Source organism: Allobosea sp. 10L417, assembly GCF_056395485.1.
Genome location: NZ_JBFTJP010000004.1, coordinates 347,705 through 368,389, shown reverse-complemented (window position 1 = coordinate 368,389; position 20,685 = coordinate 347,705). Strand labels below are relative to the sequence as shown.

Genomic DNA, 20,685 nt, shown 5'->3' with positions numbered 1-20,685 from the left:
CATTTCCAAGGAAGGACCGACCCATGATTCTGGGAACGAACCGTCGCGGCCTTTTGGCCGGCCTCACCGCCTCAGTCGCACTGACCGCCATCACGGTCTTTGCCCTCTCCGGGACCCGCGCGCAGGGCGATACCGCGCCCGCGGCGCCGCCCGCCATCCCCGTCTCCGTCGCGACCGTCGAGGCCCGCGAGATCGTGCCCTGGGCGGAGTTCTCCGGCCGGCTGGAGGCGATCGAGCGTGTCGAACTGCGCTCGCGTGTGGCCGGCGTCGTCGAAGCCGTGCATTTCCGCGAGGGTAATTTGGTGAAGCAGGGCGATCTGCTCGTGAGCATCGATCAGGCGCCCTATCTCGCCGATCTGGAGCGGGCGGAGGCGCAGGTGCTCGCTGCCCAGTCCCGCGTTGCTCTCGCGGACAGCGAGAACGAGCGCGGCCAGCAGCTCAGTGCGACCCGCAACCTCTCGCAGCGCGATCTCGACACCCGCGTCAATGCTCTGCGCGAGGCCAAGGCCAATCTCCGCGCCGCCGAGGCCGCGCGCCGCACGGCGCAGCTCAACCTCGACTACACGCAGATTCGCGCGCCGATCAGCGGCCGCATCGGCCGGCTCGATGTCACCGTCGGTAATCTCATCGCGGCCGGTGGGCAGGTGCTGACCTCGCTGCTCTCGGTCGATCCGATCTATGCGGCCTTCAACGCGGACGAGCGCAGCGTGCTCGACGCGCTGGCCTCTTTGTCCCAAGGCTCGCGCGCGCTCGAACAGATTCCGGTCAAACTGACCACGGCGACCGCCGAGGCGGCGCAGTTCAGCGGCCGGCTGCACTTCGTCGACAACGGCATCGACGGCGCCAGCGGCACGGTCAGGGTCCGCGCCCTGCTCGACAACCCCGACGGCAAGCTGATGCCGGGCCAGTTCGTGCGGGTGCAGCTCGGGCAGGCCAAAGCCGAACAGCAACTCGTCATCAACGAGCGCGCTGTCGGCACCGACCAGAACAAGAAGTTCGTCTTCGTCGTCGGCGACGACGGCAAGGCGACTTGGCGTGAGGTTTCGCTCGGCTCCGCATATGACGGGCTGCGCGTGGTCAGTGCCGGGCTGAAGCCCGGTGAGCGCATCATCGTCAACGGGTTGCAGCGCGTTCGGCCCGGTGCGGTCGTTGCGCCGCAGCCGGTGCCGATGGCCGAGAAAAGCGAACTCAGGAAGCCCGCGACCGAACTCGCGCAACGCTGAAAAACACGGCCGTCATTCTCGGGCGAAGCGGAGCGCAGACCCGAGAATCTCAGGCAGCAGGAGGCTGAAGGAGCCTCTTGCGGCAGGAGATGCTCGGGTCAAGCCCGAGCATGACGGTGCTTTCCCAACACAATATCCGCTCCGAAGGGGCGCCCCATGAACCTCTCCAAATTCTTCATCGACCGGCCGATCTTCGCGGCGGTCCTTTCCGTTCTGATCTTCTTGGCCGGACTGCTCTCAATCAGGGCCCTGCCGATCTCCGAGTATCCCGAGGTCGTCCCGCCGACGGTCGTCGTGCGGGCGCAATACCCCGGCGCGAGCCCGCGCGTGATCGCCGAGACGGTGGCGACGCCGATCGAGGAGCAGATCAACGGCGTCGAGGGCATGCTTTACATGTCGAGCCAGGCGACGACCGACGGCGTGATGACGCTGAACGTCACCTTCCGCCTTGGCACCGACCCGGACAAGGCCCAGCAGCTCGTGCAGAACCGGGTCAGCCAGGCCGAACCGCGCCTGCCCGAGGAGGTGCGCCGGCTCGGCGTCACCACGGTCAAGAGCTCGCCCGACCTGACGATGGTGGTGCACATCACCTCGCCGAACGGCCGCTACGACATGACCTATCTGCGCAACTACGCGGTGCTGAACGTCAAGGACCGGCTCGCCCGCATCGACGGCGTCGGCCAGGTCCAGCTCTTCGGCTCGGGCGACTATTCGATGCGCGTCTGGCTCGATCCGCAGAAGGTCGCCGAGCACGGGCTCTCGCCCGGCGACGTCGTGCGCGAGATCCGCGCCCAGAACGTCCAGGCGGCGGCAGGCGTCATCGGCGCCTCGCCGAATGCGCCGGGTCTCGACCTGCAGCTCTCGGTCAACGCGCAGGGCCGCCTCCAGAACGAGGAGCAGTTCGGCGACATCATCGTCAAGACCGGCACTGACGGCGCGGTCGTGCGCCTGCGGGACATCGCCCGCATCGAGCTCGGCGCCGCGGACTATGCGCTGCGATCGCTGCTCAACGGCAAGTCGGCCGTCGCCGTCCCCGTCTTCCAGGCGCCGGGCTCGAACGCCATCGCGATAGCCGACCGCGTCCAGGAGACGATGCGCGAGATCAAGCAGAACATGCCGGAGGGCGTCGACTACTCGATCGTCTACGACACCACCCAGTTCGTCCGCGCCTCGATCAAGGCGGTCATCTCCACGCTGCTGGAAGCGGTGGCGCTGGTCGTGCTCGTCGTCATCGTCTTCCTGCAGACCTGGCGGGCCTCGATCATCCCGCTCGTCGCCGTGCCGATCTCGGTCGTCGGCACCTTCGCGGTGATGTACATCCTCGGCTTCTCGATCAATGCGCTCAGCCTGTTCGGGCTCGTCCTCGCCATCGGCATCGTCGTCGACGACGCCATCGTCGTGGTCGAGAACGTCGAACGCAATATCGAGAATGGCCTCTCGCCGCGCGAAGCCACCTACAAGGCGATGCGCGAGGTCTCCGGCCCGATCATTGCGATTGCGCTGGTGCTGGTCGCGGTCTTCGTGCCGCTCGCCTTCATTTCCGGCCTGACCGGCCAATTCTACCGCCAGTTCGCGCTGACCATCGCGATCTCGACGGTGATCTCGGCGATCAACTCGCTGACGCTGTCGCCGGCTCTCGCCGCTCTGCTGCTCAAGGGCCACCACGCCCCCAAGGATGCGCTGACGCGGGCCATGGACAAGCTGTTCGGCTGGTTCTTCCGCGCCTTCAACCGCTTCTTCAACCGCTCGTCGGAGGCCTATGGCGGCGGCGTGCGCCGGGTGATCTCGCATCGCGCGGTGATGCTCGCGGTCTATGTCGTGCTCCTCGGCCTTACCGGCGTGCTGTTCAAGGCGGTGCCGTCAGGCTTCGTGCCGGGCCAGGACAAGCAGTATCTCGTCGGCTTCGCACAGCTTCCGGACGCGGCGACCCTCGACCGGACGGAGGATGTCATCCGCCGCATGGACGAGATTGCGCTGAAGCATCCCGGCGTCGAGAACGCGATCTCCTTCCCCGGCCTCTCGATCAACGGCTTCACCAACTCCTCCAATTCCGGCATCGTCTTCGTCGGCCTGAAGCCCTTCGACCAGCGCAAGGATCCCTCGCTCAGCGGCAACGCCATCGCCATGCAGCTCAACAAGGAGTTCGGCGGCATCAAGGAGGCCTTCATCGCGATGTTCCCGCCGCCGCCCGTGCAGGGTCTCGGCACGATCGGCGGCTTCAAGCTGCAGATCGAGGATCGCGCCGGCCTCGGCTATGCGGCGCTGGACGAAGCGACCAAGGCCTTCATGGGCAAGGCCGCGCAGGCGCCGGAGATCGCCGGCATGTTCTCGAGCTTTCAGGTCAATGTCCCGCAGCTCTATGCCGATATCGACCGCACCAAGGCCCGCCAGCTCGGCGTACCCGTGACGGAGGTCTTCGATACGCTGCAGACCTATCTCGGCTCGACCTATGTCAACGACTTCAACCGCTTCGGCCGCACCTACACCGTGCGCGTCCAGGCCGACGCGCCCTTCCGGGCCCAGCCCGAGCATATCGGCCAGCTCAAGGTGCGCTCCACCGCGGGCGAGATGATCCCGCTCAGCGCGGTCCTGAACGTTCGCTCCGATTCAGGCCCCGAACGCGCGATGCGCTATAACGGCTTCCTCTCGGCCGACATCAATGCGGGCGCGGCGCCGGGCTTCTCGTCGGGACAGGCGCAGGCGGCGGTGGAGCGGATCGCGGCTGAAACCCTGCCCAAAGGCTTCGCCTTCGAATGGACCGAGCTGACCTATCAGGAGATCCTGGCAGGCAATTCGGCGGTGATCGTCTTTCCGGTCGCGATCTTGCTCGTCCTGCTGGTGCTGGCGGCGCAGTATGAGAGCCTGACGCTGCCGATCGCGATCCTGCTGATCATCCCGATGGGCCTGCTTGCGGCCCTGACCGGCGTCTGGCTCTCGGGCGGCGACAACAACGTCTTCACCCAGATCGGCCTCGTCGTGCTGGTGGGACTATCGGCCAAGAACGCCATCCTGATCGTCGAATTCGCGCGCGAGCTGGAATTCGAGGGCAGGACGCCGGTCGAGGCTGCGATCGAAGCGAGCCGACTCAGGCTCAGGCCGATCCTGATGACCTCGCTCGCCTTCATCATGGGCGTGGTGCCGCTGGTCACCTCGACCGGCGCGGGTGCCGAGATGCGCCAGGCGATGGGCATCGCGGTCTTCTCCGGCATGATCGGCGTCACCGCCTTCGGCATCTTCCTGACGCCGGTCTTCTATGTGCTGATGCGCAAGCTGGCGCGCAACCGCCCGCTCGCCCGGCACGATGTCGAGGCGCCGGTGCTCCAAGCTGCGGAGTGACGAGGCAAGCCCATTTGCGATACCCGGCGCGCAGAACCTGCGCGCCGGGTATTTTTTTGTCTCGGCCGTGGGTCGTTCGGCGGTGGATTCAGCTCAGCGTGACTTCGGCGATCAGGCCGCCGCCCGGCCGGTTGGCAAGCGTCAGTTTCCCGCCGATCGCCGTGGCAAGTTGCTGGGCGATGGCAAGGCCGAGGCCCGTGCCGCCGGTGCCTCGGTTGCGGGATTGTTCGAGCCGGTAGAACGGCTGCAGGACCGCATCGAGTTGGTCGGCCGGAATGCCGGGGCCGCGATCGAGGACGAGGATTCGCAGCTTTCCGTCGGGCGCCTTCTCAAGCTGGATTTCTGCGGCGCCGGCGAATTTCAAGGCATTGTCGATCAGATTGGTCAGGATGCGCCGGAGCGCGTGCGGGCGCGTCACGGCGACGGCGTCGATTGCGCTCGGCGTCGTGACCGCCTTGCCGGTGTCCTGATAGTCGAAGGCGAGGCTCTCGACGAATGAGCCGAGATCGATGCGCGCCGGCTTCTCGGCATCGCCCTGCGCGCTCCTCGCATAGGCGACGCCTTCGCGCACGAGCCGCTCGATCTCGGAGAGGTCGTTGACGAGCTTGTCCTTCTCCGGCCCATCCTCCGCCATCTCGGCGCGCAGTTTCATCCGCGTGATCGGCGTCTGCAGATCGTGCGATATCGCGGCGAGGATCTGCACCCGCTCCTGCAAGTAGTGCGCGATCCGGTCCCGCATGGCGTTGAAGGCAGTGGCCGCATAGGCGACCTCGGCCGGGCCGTGCTCGTCGAGCCTTTCCGCCTTGCGGTTGGGGTCGAGTGTCTCGGCCGCATTGGCGAGCCGCAACAGGGGCCGAATCGCCAGCCGGACGGCAAACCAGGTGCAGAGCACGAGCAGGATAAGCTGGGCGACGAGCACATAGGGCAGCCAGCTCGCGAGCGGCATCAGCGCGGGCAGCATGTCGATCGTCACCAGCGAGCCGTCGCTCAGCGTAACATGGGCCTGAAGGTGCTCGCGCTCGCCGGGAATGCTCTCGACACTGACCGGGAAGCGCTTGCCTGCGGCGACGTTGATGGTCTCAGCGACTTCCGCTGCGCGTCGGCTCAATTCGGGGACCCCCGGCATGCCCGGCCCGAGCTCGTAGCGATAGGTGCGGCGCGCCAAGAGGCCGAGCCATTGCGGGCGCTCCTCCGGTGGCAGGCGGTCGAGCAGGGCGATCGAGGTCGCGACGTCGTTCTCCAGCGTCGTGTACATCGTCGCCTTGGCGCTCATGGTGCGTTCGTAGAACTGCAAGCTGAACGACAGGGCATGCGCGACGGCGAGGCCGGCGAAGAGGATGAGGAAGAGCCGCCAGCGCAGCGTGCGTGGCAGGTGCAGGAACCCACCGATGCGGGTGGCGACGCTCATTGCCGGGCCGTGACGATCTCGACCGGCATGGCGAGGACATAGCCCTCGCTGCGCACGGTCTTGATATAGGCGGGCTCTCGCGCATCATCGCGCAGCCGCTGCCTGACACGGCTGACGAGCAGGTCGATCGAGCGATCGAACAGCTCGGACTCGCGGCCCTGGGTGAGGTTGAGGAGCTGGTCGCGCGAGAGGACGCGCTGCGGATGGTCGAGGAAGACCCGCAGCAGGCGGTATTCGGCGCCGCTCAGCGCGATGGCCGTGCCTTCCTTGTCGAGGAGGTGGCGGGCGGTCGTGTCGAGCTGCCAGTCGCCGAAGGCGATGAGCTGGCCGGCTTCCGTCACCTGCAGATTGGGCGGCAGCATGCGCGTGCGGCGTAAGATGGCCTTGATCCGCGCCAGCAGCTCGCGCGCGACGAAGGGCTTCGCCAGATAATCGTCGGCGCCCATTTCCAGCCCGACGATCCGGTCGGTGTCGTCGCTGCGCGCGGTCAGCATCAGGATCGGCGTCGCCTTGTGCTTGCCCGCCCTGAGCTCGCGGCAGAGCACGAGCCCGTCGTCCCCCGGCATCATCAGGTCGAGGACGATGAGGTCGACCCGGTCGGCTTCGAGATAGGCGCGCATTTGCCTGCCATCCGCGGCGGTGGTGACGCGCAGGCCGTTCTTCTTCAGATAGCTCGAGACGAGGTCCCGGATTTCCCGGTCGTCGTCGACGACGAGCACGTGGTCGATATGGTCCATCGGCAAGGCTTTCCGCTTCCGTCGTGGTAGAAATAGCAGAGCCCCGGCGGTTTGCCCGAGCCTTCTGCGGGAGATTTGTAAGCGCGTGTATCGGCTCTCTGGCCCGATACGGACGCGGACAATATTCCCGTCGAAGCCTTCGCTTCGTTTGGGCAGGGTGCCTGCGAGCACGCAGCCGCCCGGTTCGGCCTGCCTGTATCAATCGTCCTCAAACGAGCAGGAAGGAAGCTTCAATGCGTAAGCGTTTCATCTCGGCCATCATCGGCGGCCTCGTGTTGCCGATTGCCGGCACATGTTCCGCCGTCGAAGCGGCGGAAATCCGCAACATCGTCATTGTCCACGGCGCTTTCGCCGACGGTTCCGGCTGGCGCAAGGTTTCGGACCGGCTGGTCGCGAAGGGCTACAATGTCACCATCGTGCAGGAGCCGCTGACCTCGCTTCAGGACGACGTGGCCGCCGCCAAGCGCGCGCTGGCGCTGCAGGATGGTCCGGCGGTCCTGGTCGGGCACAGCTATGGCGGCATGGTCATCAGCGATGCCGGCAATGACCCCAAGGTCGCCGGGCTGGTCTATGTCGCCGCCTTCCAGCCCGAGAAGGGCGAGAGCCTAACGAAGCTCGCCGGCAGCAAGCCGGTTCCGAACGCCCCCGCCGATGCGATCAAGGCTACGCAGGACGGTTATCTCTATCTCGATCCGAAGCGCTTTGCGGCCGCCTTCGCGGCCGATCTGCCCAATGCGGAAGCCGCGTTCCTCGCGCGCTCGCAGGTCTTCGCCGCGCAGGCTGCGTTCACGGCGGAAGCCGGGGAGCCGGCCTGGAAGAGCAAGCCGAGCTGGGCACTGGTCGCGAGCGACGACCGTTCGATCAATCCAGCGCTCGAACGTGACATGGCCAAGCGCGCTGGCAGCGCGGTACGGGAGGTCGCGGCGAGCCACGCCGTTTACGCCTCGAAGCCGGCCGAGGTCGCGGAGCTGATCGCCCAGGCGGCGGGCGCGGTCTCCCGATAGTCGCATTGCCCGGGCGGCCCCATGATCGCCCGCCCGGCACTATTGCTACAGAGCGTTACAGATCGGCCTTTCGGGGAAACATCGGAGATACGTCGCAAGGGTTGAGTGCCGGGTATCCGGCGGAGGTTTCAAGCCAAGCGTCTCCGCCGCCCCCCGAGAGGACCAGCCATGACCTTGTTCGTCATCTCCTATCTCGCCGGCGTGCTGACGATCCTCAGCCCCTGCATCCTTCCCATCCTGCCCTTCGTCTTCTCGCAGGCCGGGCAGCCTTTCCGCCGCAGTGGCCTGCCGATGCTGACCGGCATGGCGCTGACTTTTGCGGCCGTCGCCAGCCTCGCCGCCATCGGAGGAAGCTGGGCGGTACAGGCGAACGAAATCGGGCGCTATGCGGCGCTTGCGCTGCTGGCTCTCTTTGGCGTCACGCTCATCTCGCAGCGCGCGGCGGCGATCTTCGCCCGCCCCATCGTCGCGCTCGGCGAACGGCTTTCCGGGAGCAGCGAAGGCGACACACGCTCCGTTGGCGGCTCGCTTCTGCTGGGGGTCGCAACCGGCTTGCTCTGGGCGCCCTGCGCGGGCCCGATCCTGGGCCTCGTGCTGACCGGCGCCGCGCTGCACGGAGCGTCATCCGAAACGGTCTTGCTGCTGGCTGCCTATGCCGCGGGCGCTGCAACTTCTCTCGCTCTGGCCCTGCGGGCCGGGGGGCAGGTTCTTGCCGCGATGAAGCGTTTGCTCGGGGTTGGCGAGCGGGTTCGGCAGGGCATCGGCGTAGCGGTTCTCGGGAGCGTGCTGGCGATTGGCCTCGGCCTCGATACCGGCGTCCTGACCCGGCTCTCCTTTGCCGGCACGGTCGGCGTCGAGCAAAGCCTGCTGGATGCGCTCGGCCCGCGCCCGGCCGAGGCAGGTCAGCCTCGCGCGACTGAGAACGCCGTTCAGCCCTACCGCAGCAACCTGCCGGATTACGGCGCAGCTCCCGGCTTCGACGGCGCGACCGGCTGGCTCAACTCTGGCCCGCTGAACGCCGAGCAACTGAGCGGCAAGGTCGTTCTCGTCAATTTCTGGACCTATTCCTGCATCAACTGCATCCGCACCCTGCCGTATGTCCGGGCCTGGGCGGAGAAGTACAAGGATCAGGGGCTCGTCGTGGTCGGCGTGCACACGCCGGAATTCGCCTTCGAGAAGAAGGTCGAGAACATCCGGCAGGCGATCGCCCGCTTCGGCATCGTCCATCCCGTCGCGGTCGATAACGACTTCCGGATCTGGCGCGCCTTCCGCAACAGCTACTGGCCGGCGCTGTACTTCATCGATGCGCAGGGCCGCATCCGCTACAGCCAGTTCGGCGAGGGCGGGGAGGCGCACTCGGAGCGGGTCATTCAGGATCTCCTTGCCGAGGCCGCCGGCCATCGCAAGGCGGAGGCAGCGCTCACGACACCGCAGGCGCCCGGCGCCCAGGCCCCTGCCGATCTCGCGAATATCCGCTCGGGCGAGAACTATCTGGGTTATCACAAGGCCAACGGCTTCGTGTCACCGGAGGGCGTCGCCAGCGATCGGCCGCAGGATTACAGCGTCAGGAAGCTCAGGCTCAACCAATGGGGTCTTACCGGCAACTGGACGATCGGCGGCGACAGCGCGGGACTCGCACGGGCGGGCGGCGGCATTGCCTATCGCTTCAGTGCCCGCGACCTGCATCTCGTGCTCGGGCCCGGACCCGGTGGCAACCCGGTGCGGTTCAAGGTCACGATCGACGGGGTCGCGCCCGGCGCCGACCATGGCGCCGATATCGATACGGAGGGCAATGGCACGGTCTCGGAAACCCGGCTCTACCAGCTCGTCCGCCAGGCCGGCGAGGTGCGTGAACGGACCTTCGAGATCCGCTTCCTCGACGCTGGCGTGGACGCCTACGCCTTCACTTTCGGCTGAGAGCGAAGAGAGTGGGTCCAGCCGCAAGGCGGGACCCACGCAAGGAAGCCCATGGGCGCGCTTGGCGCCCATGGGCATTTTCATGTGCGGGTCTCGTTTCAAGAGCACGTCCGCAGGGTCGCTTCTCGCTCAGGGCGACGTCGTTTCGGACAACAGGTCCCATCCGATCGGCATCCCTCCCCAAGCGCCGGCACCGGCCTTCGTCCTTGCGCATCTCATATGCCCGGCTTGGGTTGTCTTCGCGAGACGACGAGGCAGAGGTCATGGCTCTGGCAGGTGCTTTGCCGGGCCGACGGGTGTGATCCCACGAACGAAAAGCGGCCCCGGACGGGGCCGCTTCGGCAAGAGAAGCTGGAGCGGGACGAGGCAAGCCCGGGCGGCATTCGATGCCTCCCGGGGCCCCTCAGAGTTTGTCCGCGTCGATCACCGCGCGGGCGAATTCCTCCGGCGCCTCCTGTGGCGGATTGTGGCCGATGCCGCCCTTGAACAGCCGGTGCTCGTACTTGCCGGTGAAGCGCTTGGCATAGGCCGCCGGCTCCGGATGCGGCGCGCCGTTGGCATCGCCCTCGATGGTGATGGTCGGCACGCCGATCGCCGGGAAGGTTGCGAGCTTGTTCTCGATAGCGTCGAACTGCGGCTCGCCCTGCGCCAGTCCGAGCCGCCAGCGGTAGTTGTGAATGGAGATCGCGACATGGTCGGGGTTGTCGAGGGCCGTTGCCGAGCGCGCGAAGGTGGCGTCGTCGAACTTCCACTGCGGCGAGGCGAGCTCCCAAATCAGCCGGGCGAAGTCGTGGGTGTACTTGGCATAGCCGGCCGCGCCGCGCTCGGTGGCGAAATAGTACTGGTACCACCACTGCAATTCGGCCTTGGGCGGCAGCGGCGCCTTGTTCCCCTCCTGGCTGCCGATGAGGTAGCCGCTGACCGAGACCATCGCCTTGCAGCGCTCGGGCCAGAGCGCGGCGATGATGTCGGCGCTGCGCGCGCCCCAGTCATAGCCGGCGATCACGGCCTTCTCGATCTTCAGCGCGTCCATCAGCGCGACGATGTCGACCGCGAGCGCTGCCGGCTGGCCGTTGCGCGGGGTCTGTGCCGAGAGGAAGCGGGTGCTGCCATAGCCGCGCAGATGGGGCACGATCACGCGGTATCCGGCCTTGGCGAGGATCGGCGCGACATCGACATAGCTATGAATGTCGTAGGGCCAGCCGTGCAGCAGCAGCACCGGCGGGCCATCTGCCGGTCCGTCTTCGGCATAGCCGACATTCAGGACCCCCGCATCGATCTGCTTCAAGGCAGCGAAGGAGGTGTGGCCGCTCTGTCCGGCGGGCGAGGGCGCGCGGGTCTGAGCGGCGGCTCCGCTGATCCCGCCGAATTGCGCGAAGGCGGCGCCCAGCGCCAGGGTGCTCAGGAGGCCGCGGCGTGGCTGGTCGATCTGTTCCGACATGGTTCTGTTCCTGATTGCGTTGAAAGCAAGGGGAGTGAGCCTGTCCGCTGTATCCGCGCCATGTCCGCCAGCGTCGGATTTGCAAGCCTGCGTAGGATCGGGCGGCTCCGATACGAACGGATACAAACCGCCCGCCGTCCGGGGCGGCCGGCAGGCGCTGCCGGGAGATCATCGTACCGCAATGTATCGCAGCGGCGAAGGCCGACGTTTCCTTGCAGATTGCTCCGATCCGCAAACAAACCGGACATGTCGGCTTGAGAAACCCCCGTCGCCAGCCGCCGATAGGAGCGGCATCAGATGGAGAGTTCCATGACCAGGATCGAGAAGGTTCTCTATACCGGCAAGACTCGCACCACCGGCGGGCGCGACGGCGCCTCGCGCAGCTCCGACGGCCGGCTCGACATCAGGCTGTCGCCTCCGGGCAGCGCGGGTGCGGGTACGAATCCCGAGCAGCTCTTCGCCGCCGGCTGGTCGGCCTGCTTCATCGGCGCGATCGGCCTTGCCGCGGGCAAGCGCAAGCTCGCCCTGCCGCCCGATCTCGCCGTCGATGCTGAGGTCGACCTTGGCACGACGGACGGCGCCTATTTCCTGCAGGCACGGCTGAACGTCAGCTTGCCGGGTCTTGCTCCGGAGCTGGCACGCGAACTCGTTGAGGAGGCGCACCAGACCTGCCCCTATTCGAAGGCCACCCGCGGCAACATCGATGTCGAGCTGAGGCTCGTCTGATCGTTGATCGCGACGAGGCCGGCGTCCGGCTGGCCTCGTATCCGCTCGACGATCTCGTGCAGTTGATCGTCCGCGGGGCTCAAACCTCTTTCGGCCGCAGCGAGATCGCTTCCCAGCCGGCGACGACGATCAGGACCGCGGTGGCAGCCAGGCTGAACGCAAGCGGCGGCAGCACCGCCGAGGCGGGCGTGAGCAGGGCGAGCAGGCCCAATCCGACGAGATGGGAGAGGGGGAACCAGCCGGCCGTCACCCGTTTGAACAGCAGATTGCCGAGCAAATAGAAGGCCGGACCAGCAGCGACGGCGATAGCCGTCTTGGCATCGGTGTGGCCGAGCGGATGGGCGATCACGAGCTCGTCGCCGACCGCGACGAGGATGATGCCGGCGACCAGCAGCACATGCAGATAGGTATAGGCGATGCGCGCGATCCGGCCGGGATCCGAGGCATGGGCGATGAGCTGGCTGCCGCGCTCGGCGCCGATGTGGAAATAGATCCACCACATCGCGACCGAGCTGAGGAAGGAATTCAGGAAGGCCGTCAGGTTGATGCCCGTCACCGGTAGTTTGGCTGCGGTGGCGCCGGTGATGAGGATGGATTCGCCGAGCGCGATGATGATGAAGAGCGCGCAACGCTCGGCGAGGTGACCGCCCTCGACATTCCAATCGGTGGTCTGCGAGCGGCCGTGGCCGACCACGCTGAAGCCAAGTGCCGGCCCGGCATATTCGATGCCGAGCGCGACGATCCAGAGCCCGAAGCGCAGATTGCCCTCGCTCAGCCCACCCGCGATCCAGAATACGGCGGAGACCGCGAGCCAGATCGTGATGCGCTGGAAATTGCGATAATTCGCCGGAGAGGCGGCCCTCAGACTCGCCATGGCGAAGAGCGAGCGCCCGAGCTGAATCGCGACATAGGCGCCGGCAAAGGCGAGGCCGTTCGAGCCGAAGGCTTCCGGCACCGAGCAGGACAGGACGAGGCCAAGCAGCATCAGCACGAACAGCATGAGCCTGACCGGCGCTTGTTCGGGATCGAGCCAGTTCGTCACCCAGCTCGTATAGATCCAGACCCACCAGACGGCGCCGAGCAGAAAGGCAGCCTGCGCGAGCTCGAGCGCGCTGAAATGCTCCAGCAGCGTATGCGAGATCTGGGTGATGGCGAAGACGAAGACCAGGTCGAAGAACAGCTCGACATAGCTGACCCTCGCATGCTGGTGTTCGACGCGCTCCCTGAGCAGCGCGCCGGGCTTTTGAGCTTTCGCCATGCGGACCCCTTGCCCTCCGCCGCGCGGTTTCGCGCGCAGCCTGTCAGCGAGGGTGTCCCGCGGGCCGCGCCGCCGTCAATGGCGGAAGTGGCGGTGTCCGGTGAAGACCATGGCGAGGCCGGCCTCGTCGGCCGCCTTGATGACCTCGTCGTCGCGCATCGAGCCGCCGGGCTGGATCACCGCGGTTGCCCCGGCTTCCGCCGCCGCGAGCAGGCCGTCGGCGAAGGGGAAGAAGGCGTCGGAGGCGACGACCGAGCCCTTGGCCAGGCTTTCCGCGACACCCGCCGCCTTCGCTGCCTCGGCCGCCTTCCAGGCGGCGATGCGCGAGGAATCGACGCGGCTCATCTGGCCGGCGCCGATGCCGACCGTGGCACAGTTCTTGGCGTAGACGATGGCGTTGGACTTGACGTGCTTGGCGACGCGGAAGGCGAAGCGCAGATCGGCGAGCTCGCGCTCGCTCGGCTGGCGCTTGGTCACGACCCTGAGCACCATGTCGTCGACGACGGCGTTGTCGCGCGACTGGGCGAGGAAGCCGCCGGCGACGGTGCGCAGCGCAAGGCCGGGCGCGCGGACATCCGGCAGACCGCCGGTGAGCAGCAGGCGCAGATTCTTCTTGGCGGCGATCATCGCGATCGCCTCCTCGTCGGCATCCGGAGCGATGATCACCTCGGTGAAGACCTCGACGATCTTCTTGGCGGCGGCCGCGTCGAGCTTGCGGTTCAGCGCGACGATGCCGCCGAAGGCCGAGACCGGGTCGCAGGCGAGCGCGCGCTCATAGGCTTCGAGCAGCGAGCCGCCGGCGGCGACGCCGCAAGGGTTGGCATGCTTGACGATGACGCAGGCGGCCGAGGCCTTCGGATCGAACTCGGCGACGCATTCGAAGGCGGCGTCGGTGTCGTTGATGTTGTTGTAGGAGAGCTGCTTGCCCTGGACCTGACGGGCGGTCGAGACGCCCGGCCGGTTCTCCGGCGTACGGTAGAAGGCGGCCCATTGATGCGGGTTCTCGCCGTAACGCATGGTCTCGGCGAGCGCGCCGCCCAGCGCCCGGAAGGCCGGCGCGGTGTCGCCGAGCTCATTGGCGAACCAGTTCGAGATCGCGGCGTCGTAGGCCGCGGTCCGGGCATAGGCCTTCTGGGCGAGCTTGCGGCGCAGCGTCAGCGTGGTCGCGCCCTTCTGGGCCTCGAGGTCGGCGAGGACGGAGGGGTAGTCGGCCGGCTCGACCACGACGGCGACGTCGTGATGGTTCTTGGCAGCGGCGCGGATCATCGCGGGGCCGCCGATATCGATGTTCTCGATGCAGTCATCATAGGCCTTGCCGGCCGCGACCGTCGCCTCGAACGGGTAGAGGTTCACGACGAGCAGGTCGATCGGCTGGATGCCGTGGCCGAGCATCGAGGCCTGGTGCTCGGGATGCGAGCGGATGGCGAGCAGGCCGCCATGGACCTTCGGATGCAGCGTCTTGACGCGGCCATCCATCATCTCGGGAAAGCCCGTGAGGTCGGAGACGTCGCTGACCGGCAGGCCGGCCTCGGCGATTGCCTTGGCGGTGCCGCCGGTCGAGACCAGCGCGATGCCGAGCTTGTGGAGGGCGCGCGCGAAGTCGATCAGCCCCGTCTTGTCGGAAACGGAAAGGAGAGCGCGTTCGACGCGGCGAAGTTCATTCGGCATCGGGGTTCTGGTCCGGCTTGGATTGCAGGGAAGGCTGTCGCGCGCGAGCTATCATGCTGCGGCGCGAAAGGCAAAGTTTGGCGTCGCAGAATCGTCACGCGTCGGGGGCGGGCCCGGCGGTTTCGCGTTCGGCAATGGCCGCGGCCACGGTCTTGCCCGCACGGGGATTGGCGGCGCTGATCCGGCTCAGGCGCCAGGTGATGCGCGGCGTCGTGGCGGCATCGAAGGCGACGACGAGCTGCTCCGTGCGGCGGCGCCCGTCGGAGGCGGCGAGAAAGAGGCTCTCCTCGATCACGATCGGCAATCCGCCGGCCTCGAAGCTCCAGACCTCGCCGGAAGCGAGCGCGAGCAGCGCGCCGCTGCCCTCGCGGACGAGGCTGGCGCGGATATTGGGGTGGAGATGAAAGCGAGCTGCGGCCGGCAGCGCCTCGCGCGGTCCGCCCAGCGCGACTTCGTCCTCACCCGAAAGCGTTGCGCCGTCATGGGCGAGCAGGAGGCGGCGGGAGTGGACCGCGCCGAGGCTGCGGCGGTAGCCATCGTGGCTGGCGACCCATTCGGGGCCATCGGCACCGTCCTGCCGGGCGACGCGGACATCGCGCGGCCCGGAGACGATCCGCATCTCACCGAGAACCATGCCGAAATTCGCGCTGGAGCGATCGTCGAGCACGAGAGCGGAGTGAGCTGCGGTGCTGCGCGCCGCGAGCCGGAGCTCCGGCGGCCCGAAGCGGCTGGCGCCGCAATTGACGATGATGCGCTGTGCGCCGCTCGAGAATTCGAAGGCGAGGCAGCCGGCATGGGCCTCGATGGAATAGGCGCCGTGCGGCGGTACGCCGGCATCGGCGACCACGACGCTGCGGCCCGCGGAGAGGCGGCTATAGCCGGAATAGGCTGCATGCTCCGTCGGGCGGCCGCGCGCGTCGTCATAGGCCGCGAGCGTCGCCATCAGATCGGGCGCGGTCGTCCCCATGCCGTTGAACAGGGCGAGCGAACCGTCGCCGTGCCGGAACAGGCGCAAATGCGGCATCATCCGCTCGATCGCGGTCAGCACTCCGCGCGGCGGTTCGAGCCCGCGCGCCGCGAACGTCTCCCGCAGCGGCAGCAGGTCGAGGAGAAGTTCGACCAGCATGCGCGGATTGCGCGAGAGGTGGCCGCCATCCGGCAGAATCTGCTCGTCGAGCTCGTCGGAGAGCATCGTCTCGGCGCGGCGGCGGCGAGCGTCCTGTCCATCGAGGCAGATGCCGGCAAGGGTGACCGCGATCAGGGCGTTCAGCCGGTCGGCCCCTTCCACAGCGCCGGCAAGCGCGAGGCTCAGCCGATCGGCCAGACGTGCGACATGGCGCAGGAAGCGCTCGTAGAAGGCGTGATCGGCGCCCTCCAACAGCAGCGGCGAGTGGGAGAGGATTGCGATCAGCCGGCGGGCCGCCACCGCCGGGCGGCGAGCGATATCGTGCCGGTCACGGCGCCTGGCGATGAAATCCTCGACGAGGCTGCGGGCATTGGCGCGGGCGATCGCAGTGTCGGCCGCACGCATGTGGCGCAGCCAGCCGAAACCGTAGAGAGCCTCGGCCCAGGCTTCGCTCGGCGGCTCGACATCGAAGGGCGATTCGCCATGGCTGCGGAGCGTGCGGCCGGCGAAGCTGTAGTAGCCGGCATAGACGTCGCCGGCCGTCGTCGGATCGGCAGTGCGCAGATCATGCGGTGCGAAGAGGAGACGGGTCGGGGTGCTGCGCCCGAAGGGCCAGAGCTTGCGCGTCGCGCCGATAAGCTGGCCACGGGTCCGCCGCGCCGCCCGTCCGATCGCGGCCTGGGCCAATCCCCGTCGCTCAGACCAGCCGCTCAAAACCCCCGTATGCTCCGTCCCCGGGCGCGGCCCGATGCCGCGCGAATAGTACCAGAGGAGCCGCGCCGTCCCAGCGCGCGAATCCTTGCTCCGTCATAGCCTGATCAGACGGGTTGCGTAAAATCCCGCCCATCCGGAGAGGCGCGGGGATTCGCCCTTCAGCTGATGCGGCAGCGTCCGGATATCGCCGTTTGCGTCGATCGCCTCAGCCAAACCGCCGATTTCGGCTGCCTCGACGGGTTTGCGACGAAACTGGGGATGACGCGCGAGGAAGGCGGCGATCTGCGCCTCGCCCTCCGCGGCTTCGAGCGAGCAGGTGCAGTAGATCAGCCGTCCGCCGGGTCTCGTCAGGGCGGCGGCCGCATCAAGCAGGCGCGCCTGCAGGCTGGCGAGCCGGTCGCGATCCTCCGGCAGCTTGGTCCAGGCGACGTCCGGGTGACGGCGGATCGTACCGGTCGCGCTGCAGGGCGCGTCGAGCAGGACGGCGTCGAAGGGCTCGGCCTTCCAAACTACGGCATCGGCCGTGACGACATCCGCCGTCAGGCCGAGGCGGGCGAGATTGGCTTTCAGGCGACGCAGGCGCGGCGCCGAGCGATCCAATGCCGTCACATCAGCGCCAGCGGCGGCGATCTGGGCAGTCTTGCCACCAGGCGCGGCGCAGAGATCGGCGATGCGTTCGCCGGGTTGCGGCGCCAGCAATCTCACCGGCAGCGCGGCGGCGGCGTCCTGCACCCACCACTCGCCTTCATCGTAGCCGGGCAGCCCGGCGATGGCCTGCCGCTCGCGCAGCCGGACTGAGCCGGTCGGCAGGGCGATGCCGTCGAGCGCCTCGGCCCAGCGGGCGGGATCGGCTTTGACGGTGATATCGAGCGGCGGTTCCTCGCGATGGCTCGCCGCGATCGCGGCAGCTGCTGCCTCGCCATAGGTCTCGCTCCAGCTCTCGGCGAGCCAATCGGGCGTGTCGAGGAGGGCATCCGCCTGCGCCTCGGCCAGGATCGCGTCCCGCTCGCGCACGATGCGGCGCAGCAGCGCGTTGCCGAGGGCGACGTAGCGCGCCGAACGAGCGTCCTCATGCAGATGGCGGATCGCGAGATCGACGGCGGCGTGGTCGGGCACGTCGAGGAAAAGGATCTGCGCGACCGCCGCCGTCACAATCGGCTCGAACGGGCCGGATTTGCGCGGGCTGCCGCGTTCGAGGCGCGCATCGACGGCGTGCTGGATCGTGCCGAGGCGGCGAAAGGCGGTGACGGCAATGGCGCGCGCCAGTCCGGCATCGGCTGCGTCGAGCCCCGAGGCCGGCAGCAGCCGGTCGACGGTCTCGTCGAGGGCGAGGCGGGCGCGCAGGACTTCATCGATGATGGTGGCGGCGAAGCGGCGGGCCGGCAGTCCGGGCGCATCGCTGCGTCCTGCTTCTGCCGGTTCCGGTGCGGGGCGGTTCGGGGAAGGGCGCTCGGCCATCTCAGCCCCAGGGCCCGGGCTGGCGGGGCGCGTTGCCCCAGGGGCTGTTGTCGGCCTGGGCGGAGAAGCTCGCTCCGCCCGTGCTGCGGCCGATGCCCATGGCGCGGGCCTGCTCCATCAGCGCCGCGATGCGGTTGCCGGTGTCGGGATGGGTCGAGAACAGATTATCCATGCCGCCGCCGGTCAAGGGATTGATGATGAACATGTGCGCCGTAGCAGGCTTGGCCTCGGCTGTCTCGTTGGGAATGTGCTGGACGCCCGCCGCGATCTTGGCCAGGGCATCGGCGAGCCAGACCGGATTGCCGACGATCTGCCCGCCGAGCTTGTCGGCCTCGTATTCGCGCGAGCGCGAGATCGCCATCTGGATCAGGGCGGCCGCCATCGGCGCGAGGATCGAGAGCAGAATCTGGACGACGAAGTTCGGGCGGTTGTCGCGCGAGCCGAAGAACATGCCGAAAGTGACGAGCGACGAGATCGCACCCGCGAAGGTCGCCGTGATCGTCATGGTCAGCGTGTCGTGATTCTTGATATGCGCCAGCTCATGCGCCATCACCCCAGCCAATTCCTCATAGGTCAGCGTGCGCAGGATGCCTGTCGTCGCCGCCACTGCCGCGTTCTGCGGATTGCGGCCGGTGGCAAAGGCGTTGGGCTGGTCTTCCTGGATCAGGTAGACGCGCGGCATCGGCATGTTCGCGCGCGCCGCGAGATCGCGCACCATGCCGTAAAGCTCCGGCGCGGTCCGCTCATCGACCTCCTGGGCGTTGTGTGCGGCAAGCGCCAGCCGGTCGGAGTTCCAGTAGCTGAAGAGATTGGTCACGGCGGCGAAGCCGAGCGCCATCAGCATGCCGCCGCCGCCGCCGAGCAGATAGCCCACCGCGCCGAACAGCGCGGTGAGGCCTGCCATCAACATGCCGGTGCGAACGTAGTTCATCGTTTCCCCTTCATCAGCAGCGCCGCGGGGCGGAAAGCCCTCGCGAAGGCCGGGTTCGTGCCCTATGTGGTGGGGGCGATCCCGATCCTGCAAGAGAAACCCTGCTAGGAAACGAGCCGAAAATGCCTGAGAAGGTCGAAGACGACGTGCCGTCTGATGCTGCGGAGCGCAAGAAGCTGCCGCCAGCCGCGCAGCGCGCGCTGGCCGAGGCGTCGGCCCGGCGGGCCGCTATCGATGCGCATGCGGCCGAGGTCGCGAAACAGCGCGAGCTCAACGGGCGTGGCGGCTTGGAGCCGGTGCGCTACGACGACTGGGAAGTGAAGGGCATCGCCAGCGATTTCTGAGCGCCAATCGGACCCGAATATGCGGAACATTGCCAATCCGCGGCGTTGCGTCCAAACAGCAGCCGGAAAGCAGCGGATTCTCGGTCATGGACAGCAACGACAAGCGCCTCGCGGCCCTGCGCCGCCTTCTGAGTGAGGCGCATGACAAGCTCGGCCTCAAGCTCGGCTTCCGGCTCTGGGACGGCAGCTCGGTGCCCGCCTCCTGGCCCTCCGACGGGCTCGCCATCGCCATCGCCGATGCCGGTGTCCTGGCCGCGCTGATCCGCAAGCCCAAGCTCGACACGCTGCTCAATCTGCATATCACAGACCGTATCTCGATCCGGAACGGCTCGATCTTCGATCTCGCGGCGGCACGGCCTGACGGCAAGGTCGGCAAGCTCGCACGCAACATCCCAAAGGGCGCGGTCTTCGACGTTGTCAGGCGCTTCATCTTCGCGCCCGGCAAGGCCGAGGCCGCCATCAGCCACCGCAAGGGCGACGAGATTGCGCGTGACGGCGCGCCGGCCACCAACAAGGCCAACATCGCCTATCATTACGACGTCTCGAACGATTTCTACCGGCTCTTCCTCGACGAGGAGATGGTCTACACCTGCGCCTATTTCACCGAGGATCACGCTGACCTCGAACGGGCCCAGCGCGACAAGCTCGACATGATCTGTCGCAAGCTGCGCCTGAAGCCGGGAGACCGTTTCCTCGATATCGGCTGCGGCTGGGGCGCGCTGGTCTGCCATGCGGCCCGCTATTACGGCGTTGAGGCCCATGGCGTGACGCTGGCCGAGGAACAGCTCGCCCTGGCGCGCGAGAAGGTCGAGAAGCTCGGGCTTCAGGGCAAGGTCACGCTCCACCTCAAGGATTTCACGCAGATGGAAGGGGAGTTCGACAAGATCTCCTCGATCGGCATGTTCGAACATGTCGGCATTCGCAACCACCCGTCCTATTTCCAGGCGGTGAACCGGCTGCTGCGGCCGCGCGGGCTCTATCTGCATCACTGCATCTCGCGCCGGGCCAAGAAGACGGAAAAGGCCTTCAACAAGATGCCGGCGGAATACCGAGCGCTGGTGCGCTACATCTTTCCCGGCGGCGAGCTCGACCATTTGGGTATGTCGATCGCCAATCTCGAGCGCTACGGTTTCGAGATCCACGATGTCGAAGGCTGGCGCGAGCATTACCAGCGCACGACGCGGCTATGGTGGGAAAGGCTCGAGGCGAACAAGGCGAAGGCCGAGGTCGAGATCGGCCCGGAGCGGACGCGGATGTGGCTGCTTTATCTCGCGGGCTGCTCGCTGGCCTTTGAACGTGGCGGTGCGCTGGTCAACCAGACGCTGGTCTCGAAGCGGCGCAAAGGTCCGTCCGGCCTGCCGCTGACGCGTGCAGACCTTTATCGCGACTGAACG

General features: G+C 67.4%; 15 protein-coding genes. 7 read left to right on the top strand and 8 right to left on the bottom strand.

Annotation, left to right across the window (positions count from 1 at the left end; all coding sequences use genetic code 11):
- The first annotated feature begins 23 nt into the window (after positions 1-23).
- Positions 24-1,223 carry an efflux RND transporter periplasmic adaptor subunit gene (locus tag AC1DE3_RS14055; RefSeq protein ID WP_476797085.1) on the top strand — a complete coding sequence of 400 codons (1,200 nt, stop codon included), beginning with the start codon at positions 24-26 and terminating at the stop codon, positions 1,221-1,223.
- A gap of 156 nt (positions 1,224-1,379) precedes the next feature.
- Positions 1,380-4,559, top strand: coding sequence for an efflux RND transporter permease subunit (locus AC1DE3_RS14050; protein WP_476852453.1), 3,180 nt, complete (start codon positions 1,380-1,382; stop codon positions 4,557-4,559).
- Positions 4,560-4,647: 88 nt separating this feature from the next.
- Here AC1DE3_RS14050 and AC1DE3_RS14045 read toward each other — a convergent pair whose 3' ends face one another.
- Together AC1DE3_RS14045 and AC1DE3_RS14040 are read right to left on the bottom strand one after the other, a co-directional pair.
- A complete protein-coding gene (locus AC1DE3_RS14045) occupies positions 4,648-5,967 on the bottom strand; it encodes an ATP-binding protein (protein ID WP_476797083.1) in 1,320 nt (439 codons plus the stop codon).
- A complete protein-coding gene (locus tag AC1DE3_RS14040; RefSeq protein ID WP_476797082.1) occupies positions 5,964-6,704 on the bottom strand; it encodes a response regulator in 741 nt (246 codons plus the stop codon). Before AC1DE3_RS14040 ends, AC1DE3_RS14045 begins: the two co-directional genes overlap by 4 nt.
- A gap of 233 nt (positions 6,705-6,937) precedes the next feature.
- On the opposite strand from AC1DE3_RS14040, the gene AC1DE3_RS14035 reads away from it, so the two are divergent.
- Together AC1DE3_RS14035 and AC1DE3_RS14030 are read left to right on the top strand one after the other, a co-directional pair.
- Positions 6,938-7,708, top strand: a complete 771-nt coding sequence (locus AC1DE3_RS14035) for an alpha/beta fold hydrolase (RefSeq protein WP_476852452.1) — start codon at positions 6,938-6,940, stop codon at positions 7,706-7,708.
- Between the two features lie 168 nt (positions 7,709-7,876).
- Positions 7,877-9,625 (top strand): cytochrome c biogenesis protein DipZ, encoded by a 1,749-nt coding sequence (locus AC1DE3_RS14030; protein ID WP_476797080.1) that lies wholly within the window; start codon positions 7,877-7,879, stop codon positions 9,623-9,625.
- 403 nt (positions 9,626-10,028) lie between these two features.
- Here the strand turns inward: AC1DE3_RS14030 and AC1DE3_RS14025 are convergent, their stop codons facing one another.
- On the bottom strand, positions 10,029-11,066 hold the full coding sequence (locus AC1DE3_RS14025) for an alpha/beta fold hydrolase (protein ID WP_476797079.1): 1,038 nt from the start codon (positions 11,064-11,066) through the stop codon (positions 10,029-10,031).
- A 309-nt stretch (positions 11,067-11,375) separates the two neighbouring features.
- Here AC1DE3_RS14025 and AC1DE3_RS14020 point away from each other — a divergent pair, with 309 nt between their 5' ends.
- Positions 11,376-11,792, top strand: a complete 417-nt coding sequence (locus tag AC1DE3_RS14020; RefSeq protein ID WP_476797078.1) for an organic hydroperoxide resistance protein — start codon at positions 11,376-11,378, stop codon at positions 11,790-11,792.
- Between the two features lie 79 nt (positions 11,793-11,871).
- On the opposite strand, the gene AC1DE3_RS14015 is transcribed toward AC1DE3_RS14020, so the two are convergent.
- From AC1DE3_RS14015 to htpX, 5 genes are all read right to left on the bottom strand, one after another.
- Positions 11,872-13,050 (bottom strand): low temperature requirement protein A, encoded by a 1,179-nt coding sequence (locus AC1DE3_RS14015; RefSeq protein WP_476797077.1) that lies wholly within the window; start codon positions 13,048-13,050, stop codon positions 11,872-11,874.
- A 75-nt stretch (positions 13,051-13,125) separates the two neighbouring features.
- Positions 13,126-14,718 (bottom strand): bifunctional phosphoribosylaminoimidazolecarboxamide formyltransferase/IMP cyclohydrolase, encoded by a 1,593-nt coding sequence (gene purH, locus AC1DE3_RS14010; RefSeq protein WP_476797076.1) that lies wholly within the window; start codon positions 14,716-14,718, stop codon positions 13,126-13,128.
- Positions 14,719-14,812: 94 nt separating this feature from the next.
- Positions 14,813-16,531, bottom strand: a complete 1,719-nt coding sequence (locus AC1DE3_RS14005) for a heparinase II/III family protein (RefSeq protein WP_476797075.1) — start codon at positions 16,529-16,531, stop codon at positions 14,813-14,815.
- A 120-nt stretch (positions 16,532-16,651) separates the two neighbouring features.
- Positions 16,652-18,016, bottom strand: coding sequence for an RsmB/NOP family class I SAM-dependent RNA methyltransferase (locus tag AC1DE3_RS14000; protein ID WP_476797074.1), 1,365 nt, complete (start codon positions 18,014-18,016; stop codon positions 16,652-16,654).
- 1 nt (position 18,017) lies between these two features.
- Positions 18,018-18,947, bottom strand: a complete 930-nt coding sequence (htpX, locus tag AC1DE3_RS13995; protein ID WP_476797073.1) for a zinc metalloprotease HtpX — start codon at positions 18,945-18,947, stop codon at positions 18,018-18,020.
- 122 nt (positions 18,948-19,069) lie between these two features.
- Here htpX and AC1DE3_RS13990 point away from each other — a divergent pair, with 122 nt between their 5' ends.
- Positions 19,070-19,291 carry a DUF1674 domain-containing protein gene (locus AC1DE3_RS13990; RefSeq protein WP_476797072.1) on the top strand — a complete coding sequence of 74 codons (222 nt, stop codon included), beginning with the start codon at positions 19,070-19,072 and terminating at the stop codon, positions 19,289-19,291.
- Positions 19,292-19,377: 86 nt separating this feature from the next.
- On the top strand, positions 19,378-20,682 hold the full coding sequence (locus AC1DE3_RS13985) for a class I SAM-dependent methyltransferase (protein WP_476852451.1): 1,305 nt from the start codon (positions 19,378-19,380) through the stop codon (positions 20,680-20,682).
- Positions 20,683-20,685: the final 3 nt, after the last annotated feature.